Origin of the sequence: Marinobacter salexigens (genome assembly GCF_018860765.1) — a bacterium.
GTDB lineage: Bacteria > Pseudomonadota > Gammaproteobacteria > Pseudomonadales > Oleiphilaceae > Marinobacter > Marinobacter salexigens_A.
Map to the genome: position 1 here is coordinate 577,681 of NZ_JAHKPV010000021.1, position 21,864 is coordinate 599,544.

Consider the following 21,864-nt stretch of genomic DNA (forward strand, 5'->3'; position numbering starts at 1 on the left):
AATAAAAAACCGACGGCTACGAATTAATTCATCAGCTTTCCGCCTGCTCGCATTTGTGAAACTTTATTGATAAAAGCATGGTCCGGTGTCACGACCATACTCGGGCAAGACCTCACACCCTTAAAAATCTCTATCGTTTCTTTTACTGGAACAAGCTGCCCAACCTGCACGTTTAAGCAATCTGTCCAGAATTTGGTGCCGTTACGCCAGTCTGTTTCGTCCTTGTAAAATTGGATTCCGGCTTCGCATAACTCGCCATAGCTGATGGCGCCTAAAATATACGCATGCTCGTACTGGCGTATGCTTCCGGGCGCTTTATTACTTTTTCGATGAAGCGATATAAACAAAAAATAATCGGGTATTTGGTGGGAATGGTTATACAGCGGCACAGTGGCTTCATAGTGTATCTTGGGCACCACCGTTCTATCTTTCGTTTTAACGTCGATCGTCAGGCTGTTATTGATTAGGTAATCGTGTTTTGTTTCGTTGAGCTGAGACGCAAAGCCTATGTTTTTCGCTCTCATCCAATGTTCAGCAATAACCTCACCCAAACACCCAACAACGTTTGCTTCTTCTTTTCTTCTCGAATAATCAAAAACCGGTAACCTCGATGCCCTAAGCTCCGCCTCTGCGTATATCCATTCAGGTATGCTTAGTATCCGCGTATACCAAAGGTTCCGCCATACTTCGTTCATCACGTAGTTCCTTTACGTTCAGTCTTTTCAAAAGATTGCCAACAGCCTCGCCAAGGGCTCTTCCCAGTAGCGGCGGGACAGCATTACCAACCTGTGTGTATTGGGGCACTTCGTACTTGCGCATTTGGCCTCCGGTCGTCACCTTCGACCTGAAAGCAAAACCATCCGGGAAGGACTGGATTCGCGCCATTTCTCTAACAGACAGGGTTCTAAGCTCGTCGTGATCATAATGGCAAGCATCATCCGGAATGGACAATGCTGCAGGGGCAGGTGAATCCGCCGTTAGCGCTTTTTGCGTTTGTTTTTTCGTACCATGGGCCTTTAAATAGTTTTCTAGCTCGATTTGGCTCCCGAAAAAAACGTACTCGCCTGCAACAGAGAGAAAATCGAAACCCATGACCCTCTCGGCAACATCAGCAGGCAGCGCTTCCCTTTCACCCTTCAGCAGCGCTTTCACGATACGCTCATCTGATCGGGACACTTTCTGTAGCATCTGATAGATCCGAAACCGGCGCTTAACATGCTCCCCATTTTTGCGCATTTCATGATTTTCCATGTCGTGCTCCGGGATAAATGGAGTAAACATCCGGTTGATCTGCCGTACATACTCAGACGGCAAATCCGGGGCGTGGATTTTAAGATCGTCAATAGCATCACGCACGGTTCTTACACTATCTCGATAAGCAACCAACGGGCGGAGAAATGATTGCTCGTATAGTTCATAGTGCTGAGGTTTATCAGCATCAAAATACGAGATATCACCGAATGACACAGGCTGGCCCTGCGTTATATTGAGATAGAACTGGTGGGAGGGTAAAAAAAGATCTCGCTCTACGGCGCTAAACGTGGGCACCAACTCATCATATATATCTGCGCGGGTGGCTAACATAATGAATCTTGGTCGGTTCTGTGCCACACCGGCAAGTTTAGCGTTTACATGAAGACAAAGCGGAACATAGCCTACAACAGCAAAGGCTTTTGCCACCTCAAACCAGGCGTGAAACTCTTGCCCCTCTTCCTTGAACGCCCGCAAGATGCCCGTAACGTTTTCGAGCAACGCAAATTTCGGCTGGGTAAGCTCCACAAACTTTGCCATCTCCCATGGAAGGGAGTTACGTTGGTTGGTTCGCTGGCGTAGCCCGGCCAAGCTGAAGCTCTGGCAAGGCGGCCCGCCTGAAACCAAATCCAAACCACCACGGCCAAAACTACTTTGCAGGGCATCACGGCACTCTGGCGCAGCCTCAAGGAACCGGTTTAGCTCAACTATACTGCCAACAACCAATGCCCCGTCTAAGTCCTCTGGGCCGTTTATATCGCTCTCACCTTCAGCATAAGGCGGAAATTCGTGCGGATTTTCACGCAAGCGGTTGTGCAGATTCGATTTAGGGAACTGGCTGCTTAACCACTTGGTCCGTTTTGGTAAACCACCCCCTTTCTCTACATCGGCCATGGCGCGGAGGTTTTCATCCAAAAAATTGTACGCAAAGGTTTCCGCAGCCATCGGCGAGAGTTCGTTAGCCATAACGAGTTCAAATTCAACAGATTCAAGGCCAAGGCCCAAACCACCGCAACCGGCAAACAACTCGATATGGTTCACTCACCAACACCTACAACATGAGATTTTGACGGGAGATTTTACGGTAGCGGGTGCCAAAAGTCCAGGTGCTTTAGCAAAGTATCTGCCATGCACATCATCAGAAAAGTCGGTCTTCTCCGGTTTGGCTTACTTATATGCCTCCAACCTGACGCATGACCTCTGCAGCAGTATGCTTCAATTCTGAAAGCAACGTTTCCATGACCCCGTCTGCGTTCATTACAGGGTCTGGTCCTGAAATGTTAATAGCCGCTATGACCTGCCCAGTAAAATTTCGGATGGGGATGGCCAGTGCCGTCGAATGATCCGAGTAATGGCGAGTCCACCCTTGGCCGCGTTCTTTTTCGCAGAGCGCCATCAATTCCGGCATTGACTGTGGTGCTGGCCGAGGATAGCCATCAAGGCGCTGCCCCTGAAATAGGTTCTGCAACTCAATTGGTGACATCCCCGTCAGGAGTGCCCGACCCATAGCCGTTGTGTGCAACGGAAAACGAGTACCTACGGGTACGTTCACTGAAACCCTTTGCAATGCGAGAGCTCGATAGACATAGAGCACTTCAGTGCCATCTCGAATGCCGACATGGCTTGATAGTGACGTACTGTCGCGCAGCCTGGTGACGAAAGGCGCAGCTACCTCGACAATCTCTCGACTGGCGAGGTAGCTGAATCCGCGAGAAACCACTTGAGTGCCCAGCGTATAGGTGTTCGTCCCAATCTTGTTCAGATAACCCATTGACGTGAGAGTCTGCACGATCCTGTATAAAGAGCTCGTGCTAACGCCAAGTTGTTGGGCCATTTCAACCTGACTTAATGTTCGACAATTACTATCGAACATTTCCAGAATGAGGAGGCCCTTCTGCAAAGCGGGCGCGGTATAGTCCTTTTCACTCAAGAGGTATGCTTCCTATGCTGTTTCAATCACTGGATGAGTGTGGCCTACCCTGTAATTCCTGCCAAGGATTGCTAAAACCACCGCACCGGCAATCAGGATCAGCCAAGGATTGTTACCAACCAAAGACAAGCCTGCAAGGCTTAGCAAGGTTTTCTCAACCTTTGATATCGGCGCACTGAAGAATCCGATATACGCCGCAGACAAGGCTATAATGCACAAGATGCCACTGATCATTGCAAGCGAGAACTCGAACCATGTGAAGTTGAGAAATAATAAGCTTGGCGCGTAGATGAACATCAATGGCACGAGCGCCTTACCCATAGAGAGCCGGAATGCGGTGACACCCGTTTTCATCGGGTCAGACCCAGAAATCCCCGCCCCCGCATACGCAGCCAAAGCTACCGGCGGCGTCACATCCGCCAGCACTCCGTAATAGAAGATGAAGAAATGAGAGGCTAGCAAGGCAATACCAAAATCGTCCAGCGCCGGAGCAACAATGGCCGCCAGAATAATGTAGGTAGGCGTGGTTGGTATCCCAGCACCCATCAGAATACAGGCCAATGCGACCAATATCAGAGCGATGAATAGTGTCAAACTCCCTTCTGTCACTAGATCAAAGGGTATGAAGGCTGCCAGCGTACTGCCAAAGTCACTAGCCAAACCAACAACAGCACCAGAGAACTTAAAACCTAGACCAGTCAATGTTGTCACGCCAAGCAGAAAGCCAACGCAGGCGCAAGCTGCAGTAATGGCGATGGACTGTTTAGCCCCTTCTTCAAGACCATCGATCAAACGTCTCGGCGTCAGAGTGCTTTCATGATCTAGCTTGGTAAAGCCTATTGGCCTGAGCACAAGAGGGATGTATGAGCAGACAATGGTCAAGATAATCCCCCAGAACGCGGCTAGGAATGGGGTAAACTGCATTAGCAGAAGCGTTACCATCACCACTAGCGGAATTACTTGATGCCAATGTTTCGCTAGCACTGCAGAGAAACGAGGAATTTGCTCTTCGGGCATTCCTTTGAGGTTCAATCGGCGAGCCTCAAAATGCACCATACACAAGGTCGCCAGATAGTGGAAAGCCGCTGGTATGATGGCAACCAGAATCAACTCGCTATATGGCACTCCTAGCATTTCTGCCATAACAAACGCAGACGCGCCCATAATCGGCGGCGTAATCTGGCCACCACACGAAGAGGCAGCTTCTGTCGCTGCGGCAAAGCGGCCACTAAAGCCGTACTTTTTCATCATCGGTATTGTAAATGCCCCAGTGGTAACAGTATTTGCCACCGGCGAACCGGAAATCATGCCAAAAAAACCGGAGGAAACTACAGATACCTTGGCCGGCCCACCCGAATAGCGGCCCGCAACCAGAGTTGCCAGCTCAATGAAAAGTTGGCCAAGGCCAGAAGCCTGCGCCAGAACACCAAAGAGCACAAAATGAAACACATACGTAGCGACAACACCGATGGCGATGCCGTAGATACCTTCTGTACCTAAATACAGATGCTCAACCAAGCGAATAATGTCGTAGCCTCTATGGGCCATAACACCCGGCAAATACGGGCCAAACATGGCATACAGCAGTGCCAGAACCCCAATTATGGACAGCGACTCACCCATTGTTCGCCGAGCACCCTCAACCACCAGCATTACCGCCATACCGCCCATTAGGTAATCAAATGCTTTCGGGAAGCCGATATTAACGATGAAGATGTCTTTGAAGAAAACAATTAAGTAGGCTGAGAAACCAGCGCCGGCCAGCACTAACGGCCAGTCAAGCCAACTGGGTTTGTTCCGATTTGCAATAGCAGCCACAGGCAAAGCTGACAGAGCCATAAACCCGGCAAATCCGTAGATCATCCATCCCCACCAAGCTGGAATATCATTAGCCAGTGCTTGAACTAGTTGATGGGCAATCAAAAGGTAGAAAGCTCCGTAGGCAAGGCTCAATACAATATTTAATTTAAAGTACTTTGGAGGCCTCCGTGGGAACACTATAAAAAGCAGCCCCATGATAAAGGCCATGTGCACGTTGCGGTGGGTGATCTCGTTAAGTAGGCCAAATCCCGCCGTATAAATATGGAAAACACTCAGAACCACACAGGTAATGGTTACTAGTGTTTTAAGAGATCCTTTCAAATCTCGAAAATTGGATTCGTTATCAAATTTTTTAATCAGCTCATCAAGATCAGCTTGATGCATTTCAGGTCCGCTGGACGTAGAACGGTTGTCCGCTTGGCTGTTCGAGTTGCTCATACCCGTTCACTCTGAGTTATGGTTGGCAGTTAGAGACCGGAGTAATCAGCAGCCCGCCGTCCGGCCATTGGTTCAAATTGATGTTTCTGTTTCCAGCGTACAATCTGTTTTCAAAGCGCTGATCTGTGCGAACAATCAGCTGCCCTATATCACGATCCATTTCCAGAATGAACTTGCCATTCCTGCGCTTGAAAGACTTCGCATCTGGTTCGTTCACCAGTGAGGGCAGCCCTTGCCCATGGGCGATGAAAACTTCTGCGGTCTGGTTAATGGTCAGTTCGCCAGTCGGAGATTCAACCAGTTGGTAGTAATCCTTAACGGGCGTAAGAGACACGGAGTGAATGAACGAAAGTTCAAACTCCTTGTCCGCGAGAGACATGCAAGCAAGCAACTTGCCTTCACGGTAATAGCTAATTTCAAGACCTGCAGCCTGTAGATTACCAGCCAGGGCAAAGGCCCCGGCCAGCAGCAGGGCTAGCTTATTCAATGATGCCCTTCTCACGGAAATACTTCGCGGCACCTGGGTGCAGAGGGATTGAAACAGACTCAAGCGCACTTTCAGGAGTAATTTCCTTACCCTTAACGTGAACCTTGGCTAAAGTATCGGTGTTTTCGTAAAGCGCTTTGGTAACGGCATAGGCTATATCATCAGGCAGGTCAGCGTGGGTTGCCCAGATAGCCCTTACTGCAATGGTTTCAACATCGTTATCCACGCCTTTATAGGTACCGCCTGGCAAAATCGTAGAGGCATAATATGGCTGGGTTTCTTGGAGTTTTTTGATCGGCTCACCGGTCAGCGGAATGATGTTGATATCATGCCCATTAGAAAGCTCCAGAATCGATGCCGTTGGTGAACCCGCGGTGATCAAGGAGGCGTCAAGGTTACCGTCTTTAATCTTCTCTGCAGACTGTGAGAAGGAGGAGTAATCCTCAGTCACATCGTCACGGGTCATGCCGTGAGCTACCAGCAGATCTCCTAGCAGTTGCCACTGGCCTGAGCCTGGCGACCCTGAACTAACGGAGTGACCTTTCAGGTCTTTGAATGAACTAATTCCAGGCTGAGCCACCAACTGAACTGCCTCCGGGTACAGAGCTCCCAAGGCTCGTAGATTCTTCTGCGCCTTCCCTTCAAATTGATTCTGTCCTTTATAGGCTGCGTCAAGTATGTCAGCTGCAACAAAAGCTGACTCTATATCTCCACGCCCAAGCAGTCCGGCATTGGCAACTGACGCGTTTCCGGTCTCAGCCGTTGCCGACAGCTTCTTTCCTTCCAATTCGGCGTTGTTGGAAATCACCTGAGCGAGCATGCCGCCAAGCGGATAGTAAGTACCGCCCGTGCCACCAGTAGCAATGCCGAAAAAGACTCGCTCTTGCGCCTGAGCAGCTCCGGCAGCAAGACCCACTCCCAAGACTGCAGTCATAAGCACTGTTTTCAGTTTTTTCATTGTTTTCACTTCCTTTACTGTTTTAGCTTAGGGATACCGCGTTACGAGCGGCAGTTTTGACACAGAAGCGTGTCGGCCAGCAGAGCCGCTGTTTTAGCGGTAACGCCGGATTCATCAAATTCAGGATTCAACTCGCAAATTTCTACCAGTGGCATGCCGTAAGGTAATGTCATAGCGATTTGCTGCACTTCATCTATCACCGCTTGCACAACCTCCAACGCAACACCTCGTGCCGCTGGAGCACTAACACCAGGCGCCTGATAATGAGGAAGTACGTCCAAGTCGATGGTCAAGTAGAGCATGTCCATACCCTGACTAAATTCGCGGACTTGTTTTATGACGTCTGGAATATCTGCTACCTGCATATCCCTATCTTCACGATAACTCACACCCATAGCACGCGCACGATCGAACAACGACGAGGTATTACTCGTCCGAGCAAGACCCAAGCAGCAGTAATGAAAAAAGTCCTGTCCGCAATGCTCAGCTATTTGTGTAAAGGGCGTACCCGACGATGCACCCTGCCCACCTTTCATGCGCAGATCAAAATGGGCATCTAGATTGATAATGCCAATTCTTGTGGCAGTCGGGTCGTACACCTTTGCTAGACCCGAAAAACTCCCCCAAGCTGTCTCGTGTCCCCCGCCGACAACCAACAGGCGACTCACGGACGTAAGTGCTTCAGCAACTCTTGTCGCCAACTCTTCTTGACCCTGTTCAAGTCCGTCACCTCCAACCTCGACCGTACCAAGATCCGTAACCGACAGGTCATCGCCACCGTGCCAGGCTAATCCCCCCAGCTGACGCCGAAGTGCATCAGGCCCAGCAGCAGCGCCGGGGCGCCCCTTATTTCTAAGCACACCCGCGTCGCACGCGAAGCCAAGTATTCCAACGCTTCGTCCAACGGGTAAATGTGGCGCTAACGACACCTTTTGATGCCACCTTGCTGCACCAACCCCTTCTTCACTATCTACCCTTCCGCGCCACTCTGATGCTGGCTTGAACGTGACCATACTCTTTAACCCTAATTCAAGATTCGATCATATAAGCATATAGATACAGACATTTAAACACCTAAACCTCACATGCCATTCATATGTGAAGAAACTATTCATATATGAATTTATTTAATCAAATTTAGGTACATTTCTCACTTTGCGATAAGCCGAAATGAACAGGAAGAGGTACAGTTACACCAGAAGCGGGCAGAGAAATCGAAAAGGGTAGTGCTGGTATGAATGAAAGTGGAATTCAGACTTTGGACAGGAGCTATTCATTGCTTCATCTGGTGATAAGAGCTGGGCAACACGGTCTTTCCATTGCCGAACTCACCAATTCAACAGGCCTCAGCGCGCCAACCGTATATCGCTTGGTTCGCGCCCTCAAAGATCTAGGTCTTGTTCGGCAACCTTTTAGTCGAGGGCCAATCTACCCCGGCCCGGAACTCTTGAGCTGGAGCGAGCTGACTCGCGCCGCCCTAGATAAGTTCGCGCACATGCACCTACTGGATATGGCAGAGAATTTAGGTGACAGCTTTTTTCTTATGATCCCTGACGGCTTCCACGTGTTATGTCTAGATATCGCTGATGGGCAACACCCAGCGCGAAGTTACACTCGCCAAAAGGGAGATCGAATTCCCTTCGGAGTCGGCCAAGCCTCAATCGCCATCCTTAGTTTTATGAGTAAGCAGGAACAGACACAAATCCTTGACCACAACGAAGTGTCGTTTCTACGTCCAAAAGGAATTACGCGCGGGCGCGTACAGGAAGCTATCACCAATTGCCGACACCTAGAAAGCACCTGCGGAGTGGAAGGTACTGACCCTCCCGAATTTACCGGTGTAGCTGTCCCTGTTTTCGGAAATAACCAGACACCGATCGCCGCATTAAGTTGTTGTCTGCGGCGTTCCAGACTGTCCGACGAACATTACGATCGCCTTACGAAATCACTTCTGGCCAGTGCCAGAGCAATCAGCCACAACCTTTTCGGCCCGCTGAAAAACCCCAGATAAAAGAGTCTAGCCACGATGAACACGAGCAGTTCCCCGTATCCTGATTATAAACGCGCCTGCGGTTGGAATGAGCCGTCTGAGCTGTCCCCGAAACACTCTCGCCTTACAGGTTATCAAACCTGCGATGCGATCATTGTAGGCGCTGGCTATACCGGCATCGGCATAGCCCGCCAACTCGCAAAGTTAAAGCCAAATAGTGATATCAGAGTTTTGGAGGCGGAAACCATTGGAGCAGGCTCCCCCGGCCGCAACTCGGGCTTTGTTCTCGAACATGCCTTCACTGGTGCCACCCCTGAGGCAGCCGGAGTTCTGTACCATCGTTATCAGTCCACGCAAGATGTCATGCGTGAAATAGGCTATACGGGAGCCGTCACGGCAAACTCTAAAATTTTCAAAGGCGCAGCTACAGATCGAGGCATGCGAAATTTGTCAGCCTTAGCGACCCTCCTTGAAAAAAGCGGCCAACCTTTCGAGTGGATGAGTGCGGAGCGATTAAGATCAATTACGGGCAGTAGCTATTACCGTGCTGGGCTTAATTTGCCAGGCAATAGTTTGGTTAACCCCTATGCACTGATCTCAAACCTGGCACAAAGCCTTCCTCCAATCATTAAATTGTATGAGCAAAGCCCAGCTGTTCACCTCTCCCGAACCTCATCTGGCTGGCTGGCCACAACACCCGAAGGTTCCATACAAGCTCCAAAGGTATTTCTGGCAAACAATGCCTTTGCCGCCTCTCTGGGGTTTGGCAATGCTTATAGCGTCAAAATATTCACCTATGCAGGGATCACCCCCAAATTGCCAGCCGATTTATTCGCTGCCCTGGCACCGGAAGGGCAATGGGGATTGCTACCTGCCCACCGTCTTGGCTCCACCCTAAGAACGACCGACGATGGAAGACTTCTTATACGCGGCTTTTACGGCTACGAGCGCGAAGGTAATGACTCCACACGGCGCTATCTTGAACAAAGCCTATTAAACCGTTTCCCTGAACTGAGTAGTTATGGTTTGGAGGAATGGTGGGGCGGAACCACGTCGCTTACGGCAAATGGTGCCCCGCTGTGGGGCCAGCTTAAGAAAGGGCTATTCGCCTCCATCGGATGTAACGGTGTAGGTATTTTAAAGGGAACGCTTCTGGGACAGCAGTTGGCCAACCTTGCTTCCGGCCAACCCTGCTTAAACGTAAACGAACTCATGGGCGTACCCAGCTGGATGCCACCTGAGCCAATTAGACACATTGGATTCAATCTCGTCAGCGCTGTGGAAAGGCGGCTGGCTGGTGCTGAACGCTAACCAAAACCCACCTAAGGAAGAGCAAAAATGATTAAAACAGTAAAAACAGAATTGTACGCGTCCCCCTCGCCGCTTGAGTGGGCAACCATTGGTAACGGGATATTGTTTACTGCTCAAATCCCTATTGATGGCCAAGGGAACGTTGTTGAAGGCGGTATTGAAGCCCAAACTCGCCAGACCATGGAAAACTTGCGCCACACACTAGAATGCGCAAATGCAAACCTAACAGATGTCACACAGGTATTGATTTACGTCACCGACAGATCACACCTGCCGATTGTTAACAGCATCTACGCAGAGTACTTCGAGAAGCCTTATCCAAACCGAGCTGCGTTGGTAATAGCCGGTCTTGCTCGAGAAGAAATGCTGGTTGAGCTGGTGGTCTATGCAGCCATCAAAGATTAGGCATTAATTGACTGCGCCAAACTATCTCCCTGTTTTAATTTCCCAGCAAGAACTGGGCGGTCGACTAATCAAAGATTCACGTTCAGCCGCAACCGTTGCTGAAGTATTCCCTCTACAGGCAGCCTGTATGCGGCTGCCTCCCACCAAACATCATCACGTTTAAGCTCGTCGGCTCTTGGTGTTTGAGGCAAAGGAACTGGCATGACTGCACGCTGACGGGCAAAGCCGTCTATCTCAGCCCTACTGACCTCATAGAATTTCCTCTCACCATCGCTGGGGCCATACCGGAGAGTAACAACCAGCATTCCCGATGGCGCTAACAATTCAGTGAGAATACGGAACGCCCTATCACGCGAACCAAAATACTGTACATATAGACAGCTTTTGCATGTAACATGCTCGTCACACTCCTTGGCGACCATAAGCCGCTCTATCACCAATGCCATTCCGTTTTGATCGCTCAAACGTGGAGGATATTCATGACGATCTCTCACCCCATCTCTTTTATTACGGTACGACGCCGATTCGATTTCCGCGGCATCGAGATCGGTCGCTGGGTGACGCCAACAGAGCGGGATCGTGCAGCGGATCGATTTTACAGGGCTCTGTGTGATCTAATGACGACTTTGCAGGGGCCAGAAAACCTCATATCTCTTCGTGGAACTCTCGGCATGCAGTACGGCATTGGTGGTCGGCCCGGGGTGTCTGCCCACTATGTTCCCGCAACCCGACAACTGGCACTCGCAAAGAACGCTGGTGCCGGTAGCCTGGCTCATGAATGGTTCCATGCTTTTGATCATTACATGGGGTCTAGAGCCTTCCGAAGTTTAGGGAAATTTGGGTTTGCCTCAAGCGGCTGGCTCGGTGGTGCCCTGCAGAAAGATCATCCACTAAACAGCTTACTCAGCACCTGCTTTAAGACCATTCTGTTAACTGAAGACGGAACGGCGCCAAGCCCCCTATTTCAGGCATCCAAAGATGCCGACGAGCAACTAAAGGTGCTGTATTACGCAAAGCCGGAAGAGCTTTGCGCCCGGGCTTTTGAGGCTTTCATAGAAGATAGCACTCCCAACAACTCTTTCCTGGTACGCGGTACTGTCTATTCAGACGAAGCCAATGCGGGCCTTTATCCAAAGGGCATGCATCGCCAGCGTATCAACGAAACATTCCAAGACTATTTTGCCTCGCTGGGTGCGGCCTTGTACCGGGAACAGGCGAAAGCTGGATGAAGCAGTCTGTTTTGGTCAGCTGAACCGTTTTCCTGATAGACTTGGATATTCGAATAATGAGCAGACTTGAGCAATAGATGACCAGCAACGTACCTTCGGAATACGCGAACCTCTCCAACAAAACCCCTGAAAATACTGGGCCAGAGCCATCTCGCCGCTTTTGCGTTGCGCCAATGATGGATTGGACTACCCCGCATTACAGGTATCTTGCTCGCCTGCTTAGCCGACACACCCTACTCTACACCGAAATGGTCACCACAGGCGCCTTGATTCACGGCGATACTGATCGGTTTTTACGCCACAACTCTGCTGAATACCCGTTGGCTCTTCAGCTAGGCGGCAGTGATGCACGCGAGTTGGCCCACTGTTCACGACTTGCGGAAGAGTTTGGCTTTAGCGAAGTAAATCTGAACGTTGGTTGCCCTAGTGATCGCGTTCAGAACAACATGATTGGCGCCTGCCTGATGGGGCACCCTGACAAGGTAGCCGAAGGCATTCGGGCGATGATTGAAGCTACTCGTCTACCGGTTACGGTCAAGCACCGTATTGGCATTAACGGCCGCGAGTCTTGGGACGAGCTTTGCGAATTTATTGAGAAGGTCGCCGCTGCAGGTTGCCGCACCTTTATAGTGCACGCACGCATCGCTATTCTTGAGGGCCTGAGCCCTAAGGAAAACCGGGATGTTCCGCCCCTGAAATACGACTGGGCTTACCGATTGAAACAGACGTACCCGCACCTTGAAATCATTATCAACGGCGGCATCAAAACCTTCGAGGAATGCCACCAACATTTGGAGTATACAGATGGTGTAATGCTGGGCCGCGAGGCATATCACAACCCCTGGCTACTGGCGGGCGTAGATTCAGAATTCTTTGGTAACGAGCCCCCTGTTGCTTCGCGCCACGAAGCACTCCGGTCTATGTATCCGTTTATTCAAAGTGAGTTGGACCGTGGTGTTTTCCTTGGCCACATTTCTAGGCACCTGCTTGGGCTTTTTCACGGAATGCCCGGTGGTCGCCAATTTCGCCGCTACATCAGTGAAAATGCCCATAAACCTGGTGCGGGCTTGGAAGTGATTCAGGCGGCGCTGGCGAAGGTTCAAGAGCAAGAGGAGCCTGTACAAACGGAAGCCGCAACGAGTGCCGTGTCACAGCCTTAACGTTGTATTGCCAGAACCTAACGTTTTGCTATCTTGTTCCTGCCTTTACAGCCCGTTATTGTAGAAGTACAACCCGCATCCAGGAGTCGGATGTGCTGATAAAAATATCAATCGGGACGACTATACGAATGACCACTAAGCTCGACCAACTGAAAACCATGACCACCGTAGTGGCAGATACAGGCGATATCGATGCTATTGCCCAGTGGCGCCCTGAGGATGCCACCACAAACCCCTCGCTATTATTGAAGGCGGCCGTATCTGATGCCTATCGGCCCATGCTTGGAAAAGCCGTTGCTATGGCACGTAAACAGGGTGGTTCAGACGCAGAGCAACTAACCTTGGCCACCGATATGCTCGCGGTTCTGGCGGGTCAGGAAATACTCAGCCTGATACCCGGTGTGGTTTCTACCGAAGTGGATGCGCGCTTATCTTTTGATACTGAGGCCACGCTCAAGCGGGCACGCCGCCTGATCGAGCTTTATGACCAGCAGGGCGTGGATACCAGTCGAGTCCTCATCAAGATTGCATCTACTTGGGAAGGTATACGCGCTGCGGAAATACTCGAGCAGGAAGGCATACGATGCAATCTCACACTCCTGTTCTCTTTCGTTCAGGCTGCGGCCTGCGCTCAGGCTGGCGCTTTTCTGATTTCGCCTTTCGTGGGGCGCATTCTGGACTGGCATATCGCCAATAGTGGCCGCGACCACTTCCCTGCTTCAGAAGACCCCGGCGTACTGTCGGTAGCGCGAATCTACAACTACTACAAAGCGAATGGCTTTAGCACTGTGGTTATGGGCGCTAGCTTTCGCAATATCGGCGAAATCGAAATGCTGGCCGGCTGCGACCGGCTTACAATCAGCCCGGCATTGCTTCAGGAGCTCAAAGACGACAACGGCAAGCTGGAGCAGCAGCTGACTGCTACCGGTGCCTCTTCAACCGATGGCTTTGGAATTCTGGATGAAAAGCGCTTCCGTTGGGAATCCAATGAAGATGCTATGGCCACTGAAAAGCTTGCAGACGGCATTCGCCGCTTTACTTCCGATCAGATTGAATTGGAAAACCGGGTTCGCCAATTGGCCAACAAAGCTGCCTGAGGACCAATATTTGTTTGGCGCAATCTCGGAGCACTTTTAATCCACCTAAACATCCGTGCAGATTATGATTGAGAGCCTGAAAAAACTGTTTAGTGCGCCGGAAACGGAGCATCATAAACCCGATGATCGCCAGCTTGCGATTGCTGCCACTGCTTTGATGGTTCAGCTTTCACGAGTAGACAGTGATCAGGATGAGCGTGAGCTGCAAGTTATCGTGGACTGCGCCGTGAAGGCCCATCAGATAACCCGTGAAGAAGCAGAAGAAATACTGGCCACTGCGCTAAGCCAGGCTGAGGATGCCACTTCACTTTATGAGTTTACCGGACAAATAAACGATGCACTGGATCAAGACGGTAAGCAGGCACTACTGGAGAGCATCTGGCACGTTGCTCTGGCAGATGATCGCATCGACAAATACGAAGAGCACCTAATTCGCCGTATCGCTGATTTATTGCACCTGAACCACAGGGAACTCATGCAGGCACGGCACAGGGCTGAGAGCGCCCGCTCTGAGGCTTTAGATCATTAAGGAGATCGCATGCTAGCTATTCTTCACCCCGATACACCGCTCGACAGCGAAGCCTATCGCCAGACAATGCACTATCTGGAAAACCTGTCAGGCGTAACTGTGCGCGTACATGAAATTCAGGGCGCCAGCCAGCGGCTTACTGAAATATACCTGCTAGGCGACACAAAGCCCCTCGACAAAGAAGAAATTGAAGCCTTGCCCGCGGTCGAGCGGGCCATCCGCATATCCGAGGACTACCGGATTCTGGGCCGCCATCGGGATGATAACCGGCAAACCGGCTTCAGCTATAACGGGGTAAATTTTAACCAATCCAACCTCAATATTTTTGCAGGACTCTGTGCCGTCGATATTCCAGAGCATGTAGAAATGATGTTGCAGGCTTTGGAGCAGAATGGTCAGGTATGTACCCGAATGGGCGCCTACAAACCCCGCACCAACCCCTATTCGTTTCAGGGCCATGGTAAAGGCTGCCTGCCTTGGGTATTTGAAAAAGCAGGCAAGCACGGTATCAAAGTAGTGGCCATGGAAATCACCCATGAAAGCCACATTGAAGAAATCGATACCTGTCTGGAAAAGCTTGGGCGGCCGACCGGCGTCATGCTTCAGGTGGGTACCCGCAACACCCAGAACTTTGAATTGCTGAAAGCTATTGGTCGGCAGAGCACCTATCCCGTTCTGCTCAAGCGCGGGTTCGGCATTACTCTGAACGAATCCCTGAATGCGGCGGAATATCTGGCCAGCGAAGGCAATGCAAACGTTATTTTCTGCTTGCGCGGCATGAAAACCGAAGCTGGCCAGCCACACCGTAACATGGTGGACTTTGCCCACGTGCCCGCCGTTAAAAGACTGACGCGCATGCCAGTCTGTGTAGACCCATCGCACTCTGTTGGCACCCGTGAAAAGTCTCCTGATGGCATCCTCGATGTCATGCACGCAACGGCACAGGGCGTGATCGCAGGGGCAAACATGGTGCTAGTAGATTTTCACCCGAAACCTGAAAAAGCACTGGTAGACGGGCCCCAGGCGCTACTGATGAATGAACTCCCGGCCTATCTGGAAGATATACAGTTATGCCACGACACTTGGAAAAAGCGTCAGGCTATTTACCAACGCTTAAAAGGTGAAACACCGGTATGATTGTCTACGGACACCGGGGGGCTAAAGGTGAAGCCCCCGAAAACACCCTGCCCGGATTCAAACACGCTTACCGGCAGGGCGTTAGGCATTTTGAGCTGGATCTGGTGTTGTCAAAAGATGGCAAACCGGTTCTGGTGCATGATCTTACAATCGACCGCACTACAGGCCAAAAAGGCGAGGTAAGCAATTACACCGCCGCAGAGCTTGCTGCAATGGACGCCCGTAAAAACGCAAGCCCTTGGCCAGAGAGAGCCGGAATTCCGTCGCTTGAGGATTTACTGGATCAGTTCAACGATATTGAGCATTTCCAGCTTGAGGTAAAAAAAGACTCCCGCACTAGGCTGAATGTTCTCTGTAACCGGCTAACGGAAATCATACAACATCGAAACCTGTATCAAACGGCTGCGATTACCTCGTCAGACACATGGTTTTTGAAAGAAATTCGGAGAAGAAATAAACGTATTCGCACCGGGTTGGTAGCAGAAAGACGCTTCCCGAGGCCAATTGGGCAGGCGGCAAGGCTGGGATGTGAATACCTGTGCATTAACTGGAAACTGTGCTCACCAGAACTCGTCGAAAACGCTCGGCGCAAAGAAATGCACGTTTCCTGTTGGACGGTTAACCGCATTCAAGACATGCTTCGGCTAGAAGCTATGGGCGTAGACAGCGTTATTACAGACTATCCCACAAGTACGCGCATGTTCTTCGATAACCGTGCACGCGCAGCTCTGGCGCTGCCCGACCGGAACGAAATGGCTGCGGGCAATGAAACATTGCCCGCCAGCTGAGCGCTGAACAGATTAGAAGATCCGGTTCAGGCCATTCAGTGCAGCTACCCGATAAGCTTCAGCCATAGTCGGGTAGTTGAACGTGGTATTGATAAAGTAGTTCAGTGAGTTAGCCTCACCTTCCTGATTCATAATCGCCTGACCGATATGGACGATTTCTGCAGCCTGGTCGCCAAAACAGTGAATCCCCAGAATGGCTCTGGTCTCCCGGTGGAACAGGATTTTCAGCATACCCACTGCTTCGCCGGTAATCTGCGCCCGGGCAAGGTCCTTGAAAAAGGCCTGACCAACTTCATAGGGTACTTTGGCTTCCGTCAGCTCACGCTCGGTTTTACCAACGGAGCTGATTTCCGGAATCGTATAGATACCCGTAGGCACATCCGTGACGAAACGGAAGTAGTCATCATCAACTATGTCTGAAGACGCAGAGCGCCCTTGATCGTAAGCGGCGCTTGCCAAACTTGGCCACCCGATAACATCCCCGGCTGCATAGATGTTTTCGATCTCGGTGCGGTAGTGTTCGTCTACTGCAAGCTGGCCCCGACCATTGGGAGTTAAGCCAACATTCTCAAGCCCTAAATTATCCGTATTACCACTTCGGCCATTACACCAGAGAAACGCATCTGCACGAATTTTCTTGCCCGACTTCATCGAAAGCACCACACCGTGGTCGTCACCATCCACAGACTCGTACTCTTCGTTGTGGCGCACTAGCACACCGTTATTGCGTAGGTGGTAGCTAAGTGCATCAGAAATTTCGTCGTCAAGGAACGACAGCAGGCGACTTCCCGGGTTGATAAGGTCTACCTTCACACCAAGACCTGCAAAAATTGACGCATATTCCGATCCAATAACCCCAGCGCCATAGATAATCAGGGTGCGCGGTGTATGGGAAAGGTTGAGAATGGTATCTGAGTTGTAAATCCTGTGATGACGGAAATTCAAATCAGGCGGTAGATACGGGCGTGAGCCGGTCGCGATGACGGCCTGTTTGAAATGCAGGGTCTCTACAGCCTTGTTCCCGCGGACTTCAAGCCGGTTCTGGTCAAGGAACGAGGCACGTCCGTTGATTAGGTCGACACGGTTGCGAGAGTAGAACTGGGTTCTGAGTTTTACCTGTTTGCCTATAACCTTCTGTGCGCTTTGCAAGACCCGGGGAAACGAGAACCAACGGGGCTCACCAATATCCCGGAACATCTGGTTGGTATTAAAGGTGATGATTTGCTTAACCGAGTGACGCAAAGCCTTGGAAGGAATCGTCCCCCAGTGGGTGCAATTGCCCCCTACCGTGGGTTTGTCTTCAACGATAGCAACACGCTTGCCGTGCTTTGTCGCATTCATTGCCGCACCCTCACCAGAGGGTCCGGCACCGATAACGACGACGTCGTAATGATATTCTGCCATGCGCGCAGTGACTCCTTATCTACGTCGTGAAAAGTAACTGTGATTATTTGAAATCTGCTAGCGTTTCACCGCTTACGACCAGCCTTGCTTGCATCATAGGCTAAATCTTCGGGCGCTGCGGCTTCCGAAGCCACACGCTGGTTTTCTTCTTCACACTTCTGAGTGTTGCCACCACAAATGTCGCAGGAAGAGCTGATGCCAAGAGCACCAATGCCGCCACAGGTGCCACTGATGGGCTTTCGCCCAAAAATCACACCAACAGACATGCCTGCAACCAGAAGAACCACGATCAATAAAACCAGAAGAAAGGTACCCATATTGCCCTCCCCTTACTGAGTAACGTAGGAGGAAAACGCCGGAGTCTGGTGCGACTCGAATCCGTTTTCCGCCCGAATGATAAAATAGGCCGGAATATTCTCCCGCGTAGCCAGCGCACTAGCCCGCTTATAACCCATCACTGTAAAACCGGTAGCCAGTGCGTCAGCAGTCATGCTGTCGTCGGCAATAACTGTTACTGAAGCCAACCGGTGCGCGATCGGCTTTCCAGTTTTCGGATCTATTGTATGGGAGAAACGACGCCCTTCCGATTCGTAATAGTTACGATAGTCACCAGAGGTGGCCATCGCCTTGGAGGGCAGATTAACAATACGGTTTACTGAATGCTGTCCGCCCTCAGTCGGCTGTTCAATGGCAAGTCGCCACACACTACCGTCAGGCTTTATTCCTTGTGTGCGTACCTCCCCGCCGATTTCCACCAGATAAGCTTTTATGCCCTCACTATCCAGATAGCGTGCCACTACGTCTACACCGAACCCTTTGGCGATGGCGGACAAGTCAACATACTGCGGTCGGGAGGCTTTTACAGCAGGCGGTTGCGCCCGCAGTGAGAGGTGCTCAAAACCGGTTGAAGCGAGTGCTTGGGCCAACTCGTCGTCCGACGGAACCTGTTCAGGCCGAGCTTCCGGCCCAAAGCCCCAAAGGTTGACCACCGGCCCTATGGTTATATCGAATGCGCCATCCGTGAGAAGCGAAATTTCGACTGATCTGGAGAGCACTTCATAAAGCGGTTCCGATACCGGAATCCAATCTGATTGATCCTCCAGGCGATTGAGCTTTGAAAGCTCGGAATCCTTCCGCCATGTCGACATGGCGGCATCAACACCTTCGAGTGCTTCTTCGATGCCTTGGGCCAGTTTCTCGAGCCGCTCGTGATCTTCAGGCAACACAACACTTATATGATAACTGGTGCCAAACACCGGCCCTGAGATTTCCCAGATTTGTTCATCTGGCTTAAACGAGCAACCCGCCAAAGTCACCAACACCAGCGCCGTGAAGACGCTGGCAAAAGTGACCCAGGCGGGTTGAAAGATGCGGGATGTCATTTAAAAGGCTTAGCCTCCGAAGTCATCCAACATAATATTCTCGTCTTCTACACCCATATCTTTCAGCATCTTGATAACAGATGCGTTCATGATTGGGGGCCCACACATATAGAACTCGCAGTCTTCGGGGGCCGGATGATCTTTCAGGTAGTTCTCGTAGAGCACATTGTGGATAAAGCCAGTAGGGCCTTCCCAGTTGTCCTCTGGCTGAGCATCTGAAAGAGCAACGTGCCATTCGAAGTTGTCATTCTCTTCTGCGAGCCCATCGAAGTCTTCCACATAGAACATCTCGCGGACACTTCGAGCACCGTACCAAAAGCTGATCTTACGCTTGGAATTTAGGCGCTTGAGCTGGTCGAAAATGTGGGAGCGCATCGGTGCCATACCGGCACCACCGCCGATAAACACCATTTCCGCCTCGGTCTTCTTGGCGAAGAATTCACCGAACGGCCCCATCACCGTAACCTTGTCACCCGGCTTCAGGTTGAACACGTAGCTGGACATGATGCCCGGCAGGTGGTCAGTGCCTGGAGGCGGCGTGGCAATACGGATGTTGAACTTGAGAACGCCCTTCTCTTCCGGGTAGTTCGCCATGGAATAAGCACGGATGGTTTCTTCCTTGTTGATCGCCTTGTAGCGCCAAATATCAAGCTTGTCCCAGTCGCCGTGGAATTCCTTCTCGACATCAAAGTCTTTGAAGTTAATTTCGTAAGGCGGGCACTCCAGCTGAACATAGCCGCCAGCGCGGAAATCAACTTCCTCACCCTCGGGCAGCTTGAGTACCAGTTCTTTGATGAAGGTGGCCACGTTATGGTTGGAAACAACCTCGCATTCCCACTTCTTCACGCCGAAGAACTCTTCCGGCACTTCAATCTTCATATCCTGTTTAACAGGAACCTGACACGACAAGCGCCAGCCTTCTTGCTCTTCACGATTCGTGAAGTGCGTCTTTTCCGTGGCCAGCATGGCGCCACCGCCATCAATTACCTTACATTTGCACTGAGCGCAAGTACCGCCGCCGCCACAGGCGGACGATAGAAAAATACCGCTACCTGCCAAAGTACCCAGTAGCTTGCCACCGGCTTCCGTTTTCACGGTATGTTCCGGATCGTCATTGATTTCGATAGTCACATCACCGGTGCTTACCAGTTTGGATCTCGCCGCGAGGATGATCGCCACAAGCGCCAGAACGATAACGGTGAACATGACCACGCCGAGTATTATTTCTGTATACATGGTCTCGCCTTTTCGTTAAACCGAATCACCGGGTGAATTACAGGGAAATCCCTGAGAAGGACATAAAGCCAAGGGACATCAAACCAACAGTAATGAAGGTGATACCCAGACCACGGAGCCCGTCTGGAACGTCGCTGTACTTCAGCTTTTCACGGATACCTGCCAGAGCAACGATGGCCAAAGCCCAGCCCACACCCGCACCAAAGCCATAGACCACACTCTCACCGAAGGTGTAGTCGCGCTCAACCATAAACAGTGCCGCACCCATGATGGCGCAGTTAACTGTAATCAATGGAAGAAACACCCCCAGTGCGGAGTAAAGTGCCGGAATGTATTTATCCAGTATCATTTCCATGATCTGGACAATAGCCGCGATAACACCGATGTAGGTGATCAGCCCAAGGAAGCTCAGATCCACATCAGGCAAGCCAGCCCAGGACAAGGCGCCCTCACGAAGGATGTTGTTGTAGATCAGGTTGTTGACAGGCACAGTTAGCGTGAGAACCACTACAACTGCAATGCCAAGGCCTGTAGCCGCTTCAATCTTCTTGGAAATGGCAAGGAACGTGCACATCCCTAGGAAGAACGCGAGCGCCATGTTCTCAATGAAAATTGCTTTGAGAAGCAGACTGATATAGTGCTCCATCAGAAGGCCTCCTTATGGGTGTGGCGGGACATTTTAAAGTCCTCTTCTTCTACCTGCTCTGGCATCCAGGCACGCAGTCCCCAGATGGCCAAGCCAATAATGAAGAACGCGCTAGGCGGCAACAGAAGCAAGCCGTTGGTGATGTACCATCCGCCTTCGTTAACCGGTGTCAGCAGGGTTACGCCAAAGAGCGAACCGGCACCCAGCAGTTCCCGGAAAAATGCGACAAACAACAGCATAACTGAGTAGCCCATACCGTTACCGATACCGTCCAAGAAGCTCAGCCAAGGGCCATTTTTCATGGCAAAACCTTCAGCGCGGCCCATAACGATACAGTTGGTAATGATGAGACCAACGAACACCGACAGTTGCTTACTGATTTCGTAGGCATAGGCCTTGAGAATCTGGTCAACCACAATAACCAGCGAGGCAATAATGGTCATCTGAACGATAATTCGGATACTGCCTGGAATCTGGGTACGAACCAGCGATACAGCCAAGTTGGAAAACGCGGTGACCGCGATAACCGACAGACACATAACAATGGTAACGTTCATGCTGGTAGTTACGGCCAGTGCAGAACAGATACCAAGGATCTGTAGTCCGATCGGATTGTTACTGAATATAGGTTCGAAAAGAACCTGTTTGGCAGTTACTTCAGACAT

23 protein-coding genes are annotated in these 21,864 nt (G+C 51.0%); 9 read left to right on the forward strand and 14 right to left on the reverse strand.

Annotation, left to right across the window (positions count from 1 at the left end; translation table 11 throughout):
* Window positions 1-23 precede the first annotated feature (23 nt).
* From KO508_RS16210 to hutG, 7 genes are all read right to left on the reverse strand, one after another.
* Window positions 24-695 (reverse strand): hypothetical protein, encoded by a 672-nt coding sequence (locus tag KO508_RS16210; protein WP_216009324.1) that lies wholly within the window; start codon window positions 693-695, stop codon window positions 24-26.
* Window positions 643-2,292: a DNA cytosine methyltransferase gene (locus tag KO508_RS16215; RefSeq protein ID WP_216009325.1), complete on the reverse strand. Its 1,650-nt coding sequence runs from the start codon at window positions 2,290-2,292 to the stop codon at window positions 643-645. The genes KO508_RS16210 and KO508_RS16215 overlap by 53 nt, the downstream gene beginning before the upstream one ends.
* Before the next feature lie 130 nt (window positions 2,293-2,422).
* Window positions 2,423-3,181 (reverse strand): IclR family transcriptional regulator, encoded by a 759-nt coding sequence (locus KO508_RS16220; RefSeq protein WP_216009326.1) that lies wholly within the window; start codon window positions 3,179-3,181, stop codon window positions 2,423-2,425.
* A 12-nt stretch (window positions 3,182-3,193) separates the two neighbouring features.
* The gene (locus KO508_RS16225) at window positions 3,194-5,440 is read right to left on the reverse strand and encodes a TRAP transporter permease (RefSeq protein ID WP_216009327.1); all 2,247 of its coding nucleotides are present in this window, start codon (window positions 5,438-5,440) and stop codon (window positions 3,194-3,196) included.
* Between the two features lie 16 nt (window positions 5,441-5,456).
* The gene (locus KO508_RS16230; protein WP_216009328.1) at window positions 5,457-5,927 is read right to left on the reverse strand and encodes a DUF1850 domain-containing protein; all 471 of its coding nucleotides are present in this window, start codon (window positions 5,925-5,927) and stop codon (window positions 5,457-5,459) included.
* Complete coding sequence (locus KO508_RS16235; RefSeq protein ID WP_252738165.1) at window positions 5,920-6,885, reverse strand: TAXI family TRAP transporter solute-binding subunit; 966 nt, start codon at window positions 6,883-6,885, stop codon at window positions 5,920-5,922. The genes KO508_RS16230 and KO508_RS16235 overlap by 8 nt, the downstream gene beginning before the upstream one ends.
* 41 nt (window positions 6,886-6,926) lie before the next feature.
* A complete protein-coding gene (gene hutG / locus KO508_RS16240) occupies window positions 6,927-7,898 on the reverse strand; it encodes a formimidoylglutamase (protein ID WP_216009330.1) in 972 nt (323 codons plus the stop codon).
* Window positions 7,899-8,119: 221 nt separating this feature from the next.
* Here hutG and KO508_RS16245 point away from each other — a divergent pair, with 221 nt between their 5' ends.
* From KO508_RS16245 to KO508_RS16255, 3 genes are read left to right on the forward strand one after another with little or no spacing between them, the layout of a single operon-like run.
* Window positions 8,120-8,896: an IclR family transcriptional regulator gene (locus KO508_RS16245; protein ID WP_216009331.1), complete on the forward strand. Its 777-nt coding sequence runs from the start codon at window positions 8,120-8,122 to the stop codon at window positions 8,894-8,896.
* Between the two features lie 15 nt (window positions 8,897-8,911).
* A complete protein-coding gene (locus KO508_RS16250) occupies window positions 8,912-10,186 on the forward strand; it encodes an NAD(P)/FAD-dependent oxidoreductase (protein WP_216009332.1) in 1,275 nt (424 codons plus the stop codon).
* 27 nt (window positions 10,187-10,213) lie between these two features.
* Window positions 10,214-10,591 carry a RidA family protein gene (locus KO508_RS16255; RefSeq protein WP_216009333.1) on the forward strand — a complete coding sequence of 126 codons (378 nt, stop codon included), beginning with the start codon at window positions 10,214-10,216 and terminating at the stop codon, window positions 10,589-10,591.
* A gap of 68 nt (window positions 10,592-10,659) precedes the next feature.
* Here KO508_RS16255 and KO508_RS16260 read toward each other — a convergent pair whose 3' ends face one another.
* Window positions 10,660-11,055, reverse strand: a complete 396-nt coding sequence (locus KO508_RS16260) for a hypothetical protein (RefSeq protein ID WP_216009334.1) — start codon at window positions 11,053-11,055, stop codon at window positions 10,660-10,662.
* Window positions 11,056-11,070: 15 nt separating this feature from the next.
* Between KO508_RS16260 and KO508_RS16265 the strand changes: the two genes are divergently transcribed.
* The 6 genes from KO508_RS16265 (at window position 11,071) to KO508_RS16290 (ending at window position 16,531) form a co-directional block, all read left to right on the forward strand.
* Window positions 11,071-11,820, forward strand: a complete 750-nt coding sequence (locus KO508_RS16265) for a CLCA_X family protein (protein WP_216009335.1) — start codon at window positions 11,071-11,073, stop codon at window positions 11,818-11,820.
* 77 nt (window positions 11,821-11,897) lie between these two features.
* Window positions 11,898-12,980 carry a tRNA dihydrouridine(20/20a) synthase DusA gene (gene dusA / locus KO508_RS16270; protein ID WP_216009336.1) on the forward strand — a complete coding sequence of 361 codons (1,083 nt, stop codon included), beginning with the start codon at window positions 11,898-11,900 and terminating at the stop codon, window positions 12,978-12,980.
* Window positions 12,981-13,108: 128 nt separating this feature from the next.
* Window positions 13,109-14,077, forward strand: coding sequence for a transaldolase (gene tal / locus KO508_RS16275; RefSeq protein WP_216009337.1), 969 nt, complete (start codon window positions 13,109-13,111; stop codon window positions 14,075-14,077).
* Between the two features lie 64 nt (window positions 14,078-14,141).
* On the forward strand, window positions 14,142-14,606 hold the full coding sequence (locus KO508_RS16280) for a TerB family tellurite resistance protein (RefSeq protein WP_216009338.1): 465 nt from the start codon (window positions 14,142-14,144) through the stop codon (window positions 14,604-14,606).
* Window positions 14,607-14,615: 9 nt separating this feature from the next.
* Window positions 14,616-15,743, forward strand: a complete 1,128-nt coding sequence (locus tag KO508_RS16285; protein WP_216009339.1) for a 3-deoxy-7-phosphoheptulonate synthase — start codon at window positions 14,616-14,618, stop codon at window positions 15,741-15,743.
* Window positions 15,740-16,531: a glycerophosphodiester phosphodiesterase gene (locus KO508_RS16290; protein WP_216009340.1), complete on the forward strand. Its 792-nt coding sequence runs from the start codon at window positions 15,740-15,742 to the stop codon at window positions 16,529-16,531. Before KO508_RS16285 ends, KO508_RS16290 begins: the two co-directional genes overlap by 4 nt.
* A 12-nt stretch (window positions 16,532-16,543) precedes the next feature.
* Here the strand turns inward: KO508_RS16290 and sthA are convergent, their stop codons facing one another.
* From sthA to KO508_RS16320, 6 genes are all read right to left on the reverse strand, one after another.
* A complete protein-coding gene (gene sthA / locus KO508_RS16295; RefSeq protein WP_216009341.1) occupies window positions 16,544-17,935 on the reverse strand; it encodes a Si-specific NAD(P)(+) transhydrogenase in 1,392 nt (463 codons plus the stop codon).
* 65 nt (window positions 17,936-18,000) lie between these two features.
* Entirely contained in the window at window positions 18,001-18,252 is a 252-nt protein-coding gene (gene nqrM / locus KO508_RS16300) for a (Na+)-NQR maturation NqrM (protein ID WP_216009342.1), read from the reverse strand.
* 12 nt (window positions 18,253-18,264) lie between these two features.
* Window positions 18,265-19,317, reverse strand: a complete 1,053-nt coding sequence (locus tag KO508_RS16305) for an FAD:protein FMN transferase (RefSeq protein ID WP_216009343.1) — start codon at window positions 19,315-19,317, stop codon at window positions 18,265-18,267.
* 9 nt (window positions 19,318-19,326) lie between these two features.
* A complete protein-coding gene (gene nqrF, locus KO508_RS16310) occupies window positions 19,327-20,553 on the reverse strand; it encodes an NADH:ubiquinone reductase (Na(+)-transporting) subunit F (protein WP_216009344.1) in 1,227 nt (408 codons plus the stop codon).
* A 37-nt stretch (window positions 20,554-20,590) separates the two neighbouring features.
* Window positions 20,591-21,199 carry an NADH:ubiquinone reductase (Na(+)-transporting) subunit E gene (nqrE, locus tag KO508_RS16315; protein ID WP_200201103.1) on the reverse strand — a complete coding sequence of 203 codons (609 nt, stop codon included), beginning with the start codon at window positions 21,197-21,199 and terminating at the stop codon, window positions 20,591-20,593.
* Window positions 21,199-21,864 carry an NADH:ubiquinone reductase (Na(+)-transporting) subunit D gene (locus KO508_RS16320; protein ID WP_216009345.1) on the reverse strand — a complete coding sequence of 222 codons (666 nt, stop codon included), beginning with the start codon at window positions 21,862-21,864 and terminating at the stop codon, window positions 21,199-21,201. The genes nqrE and KO508_RS16320 overlap by 1 nt, the downstream gene beginning before the upstream one ends.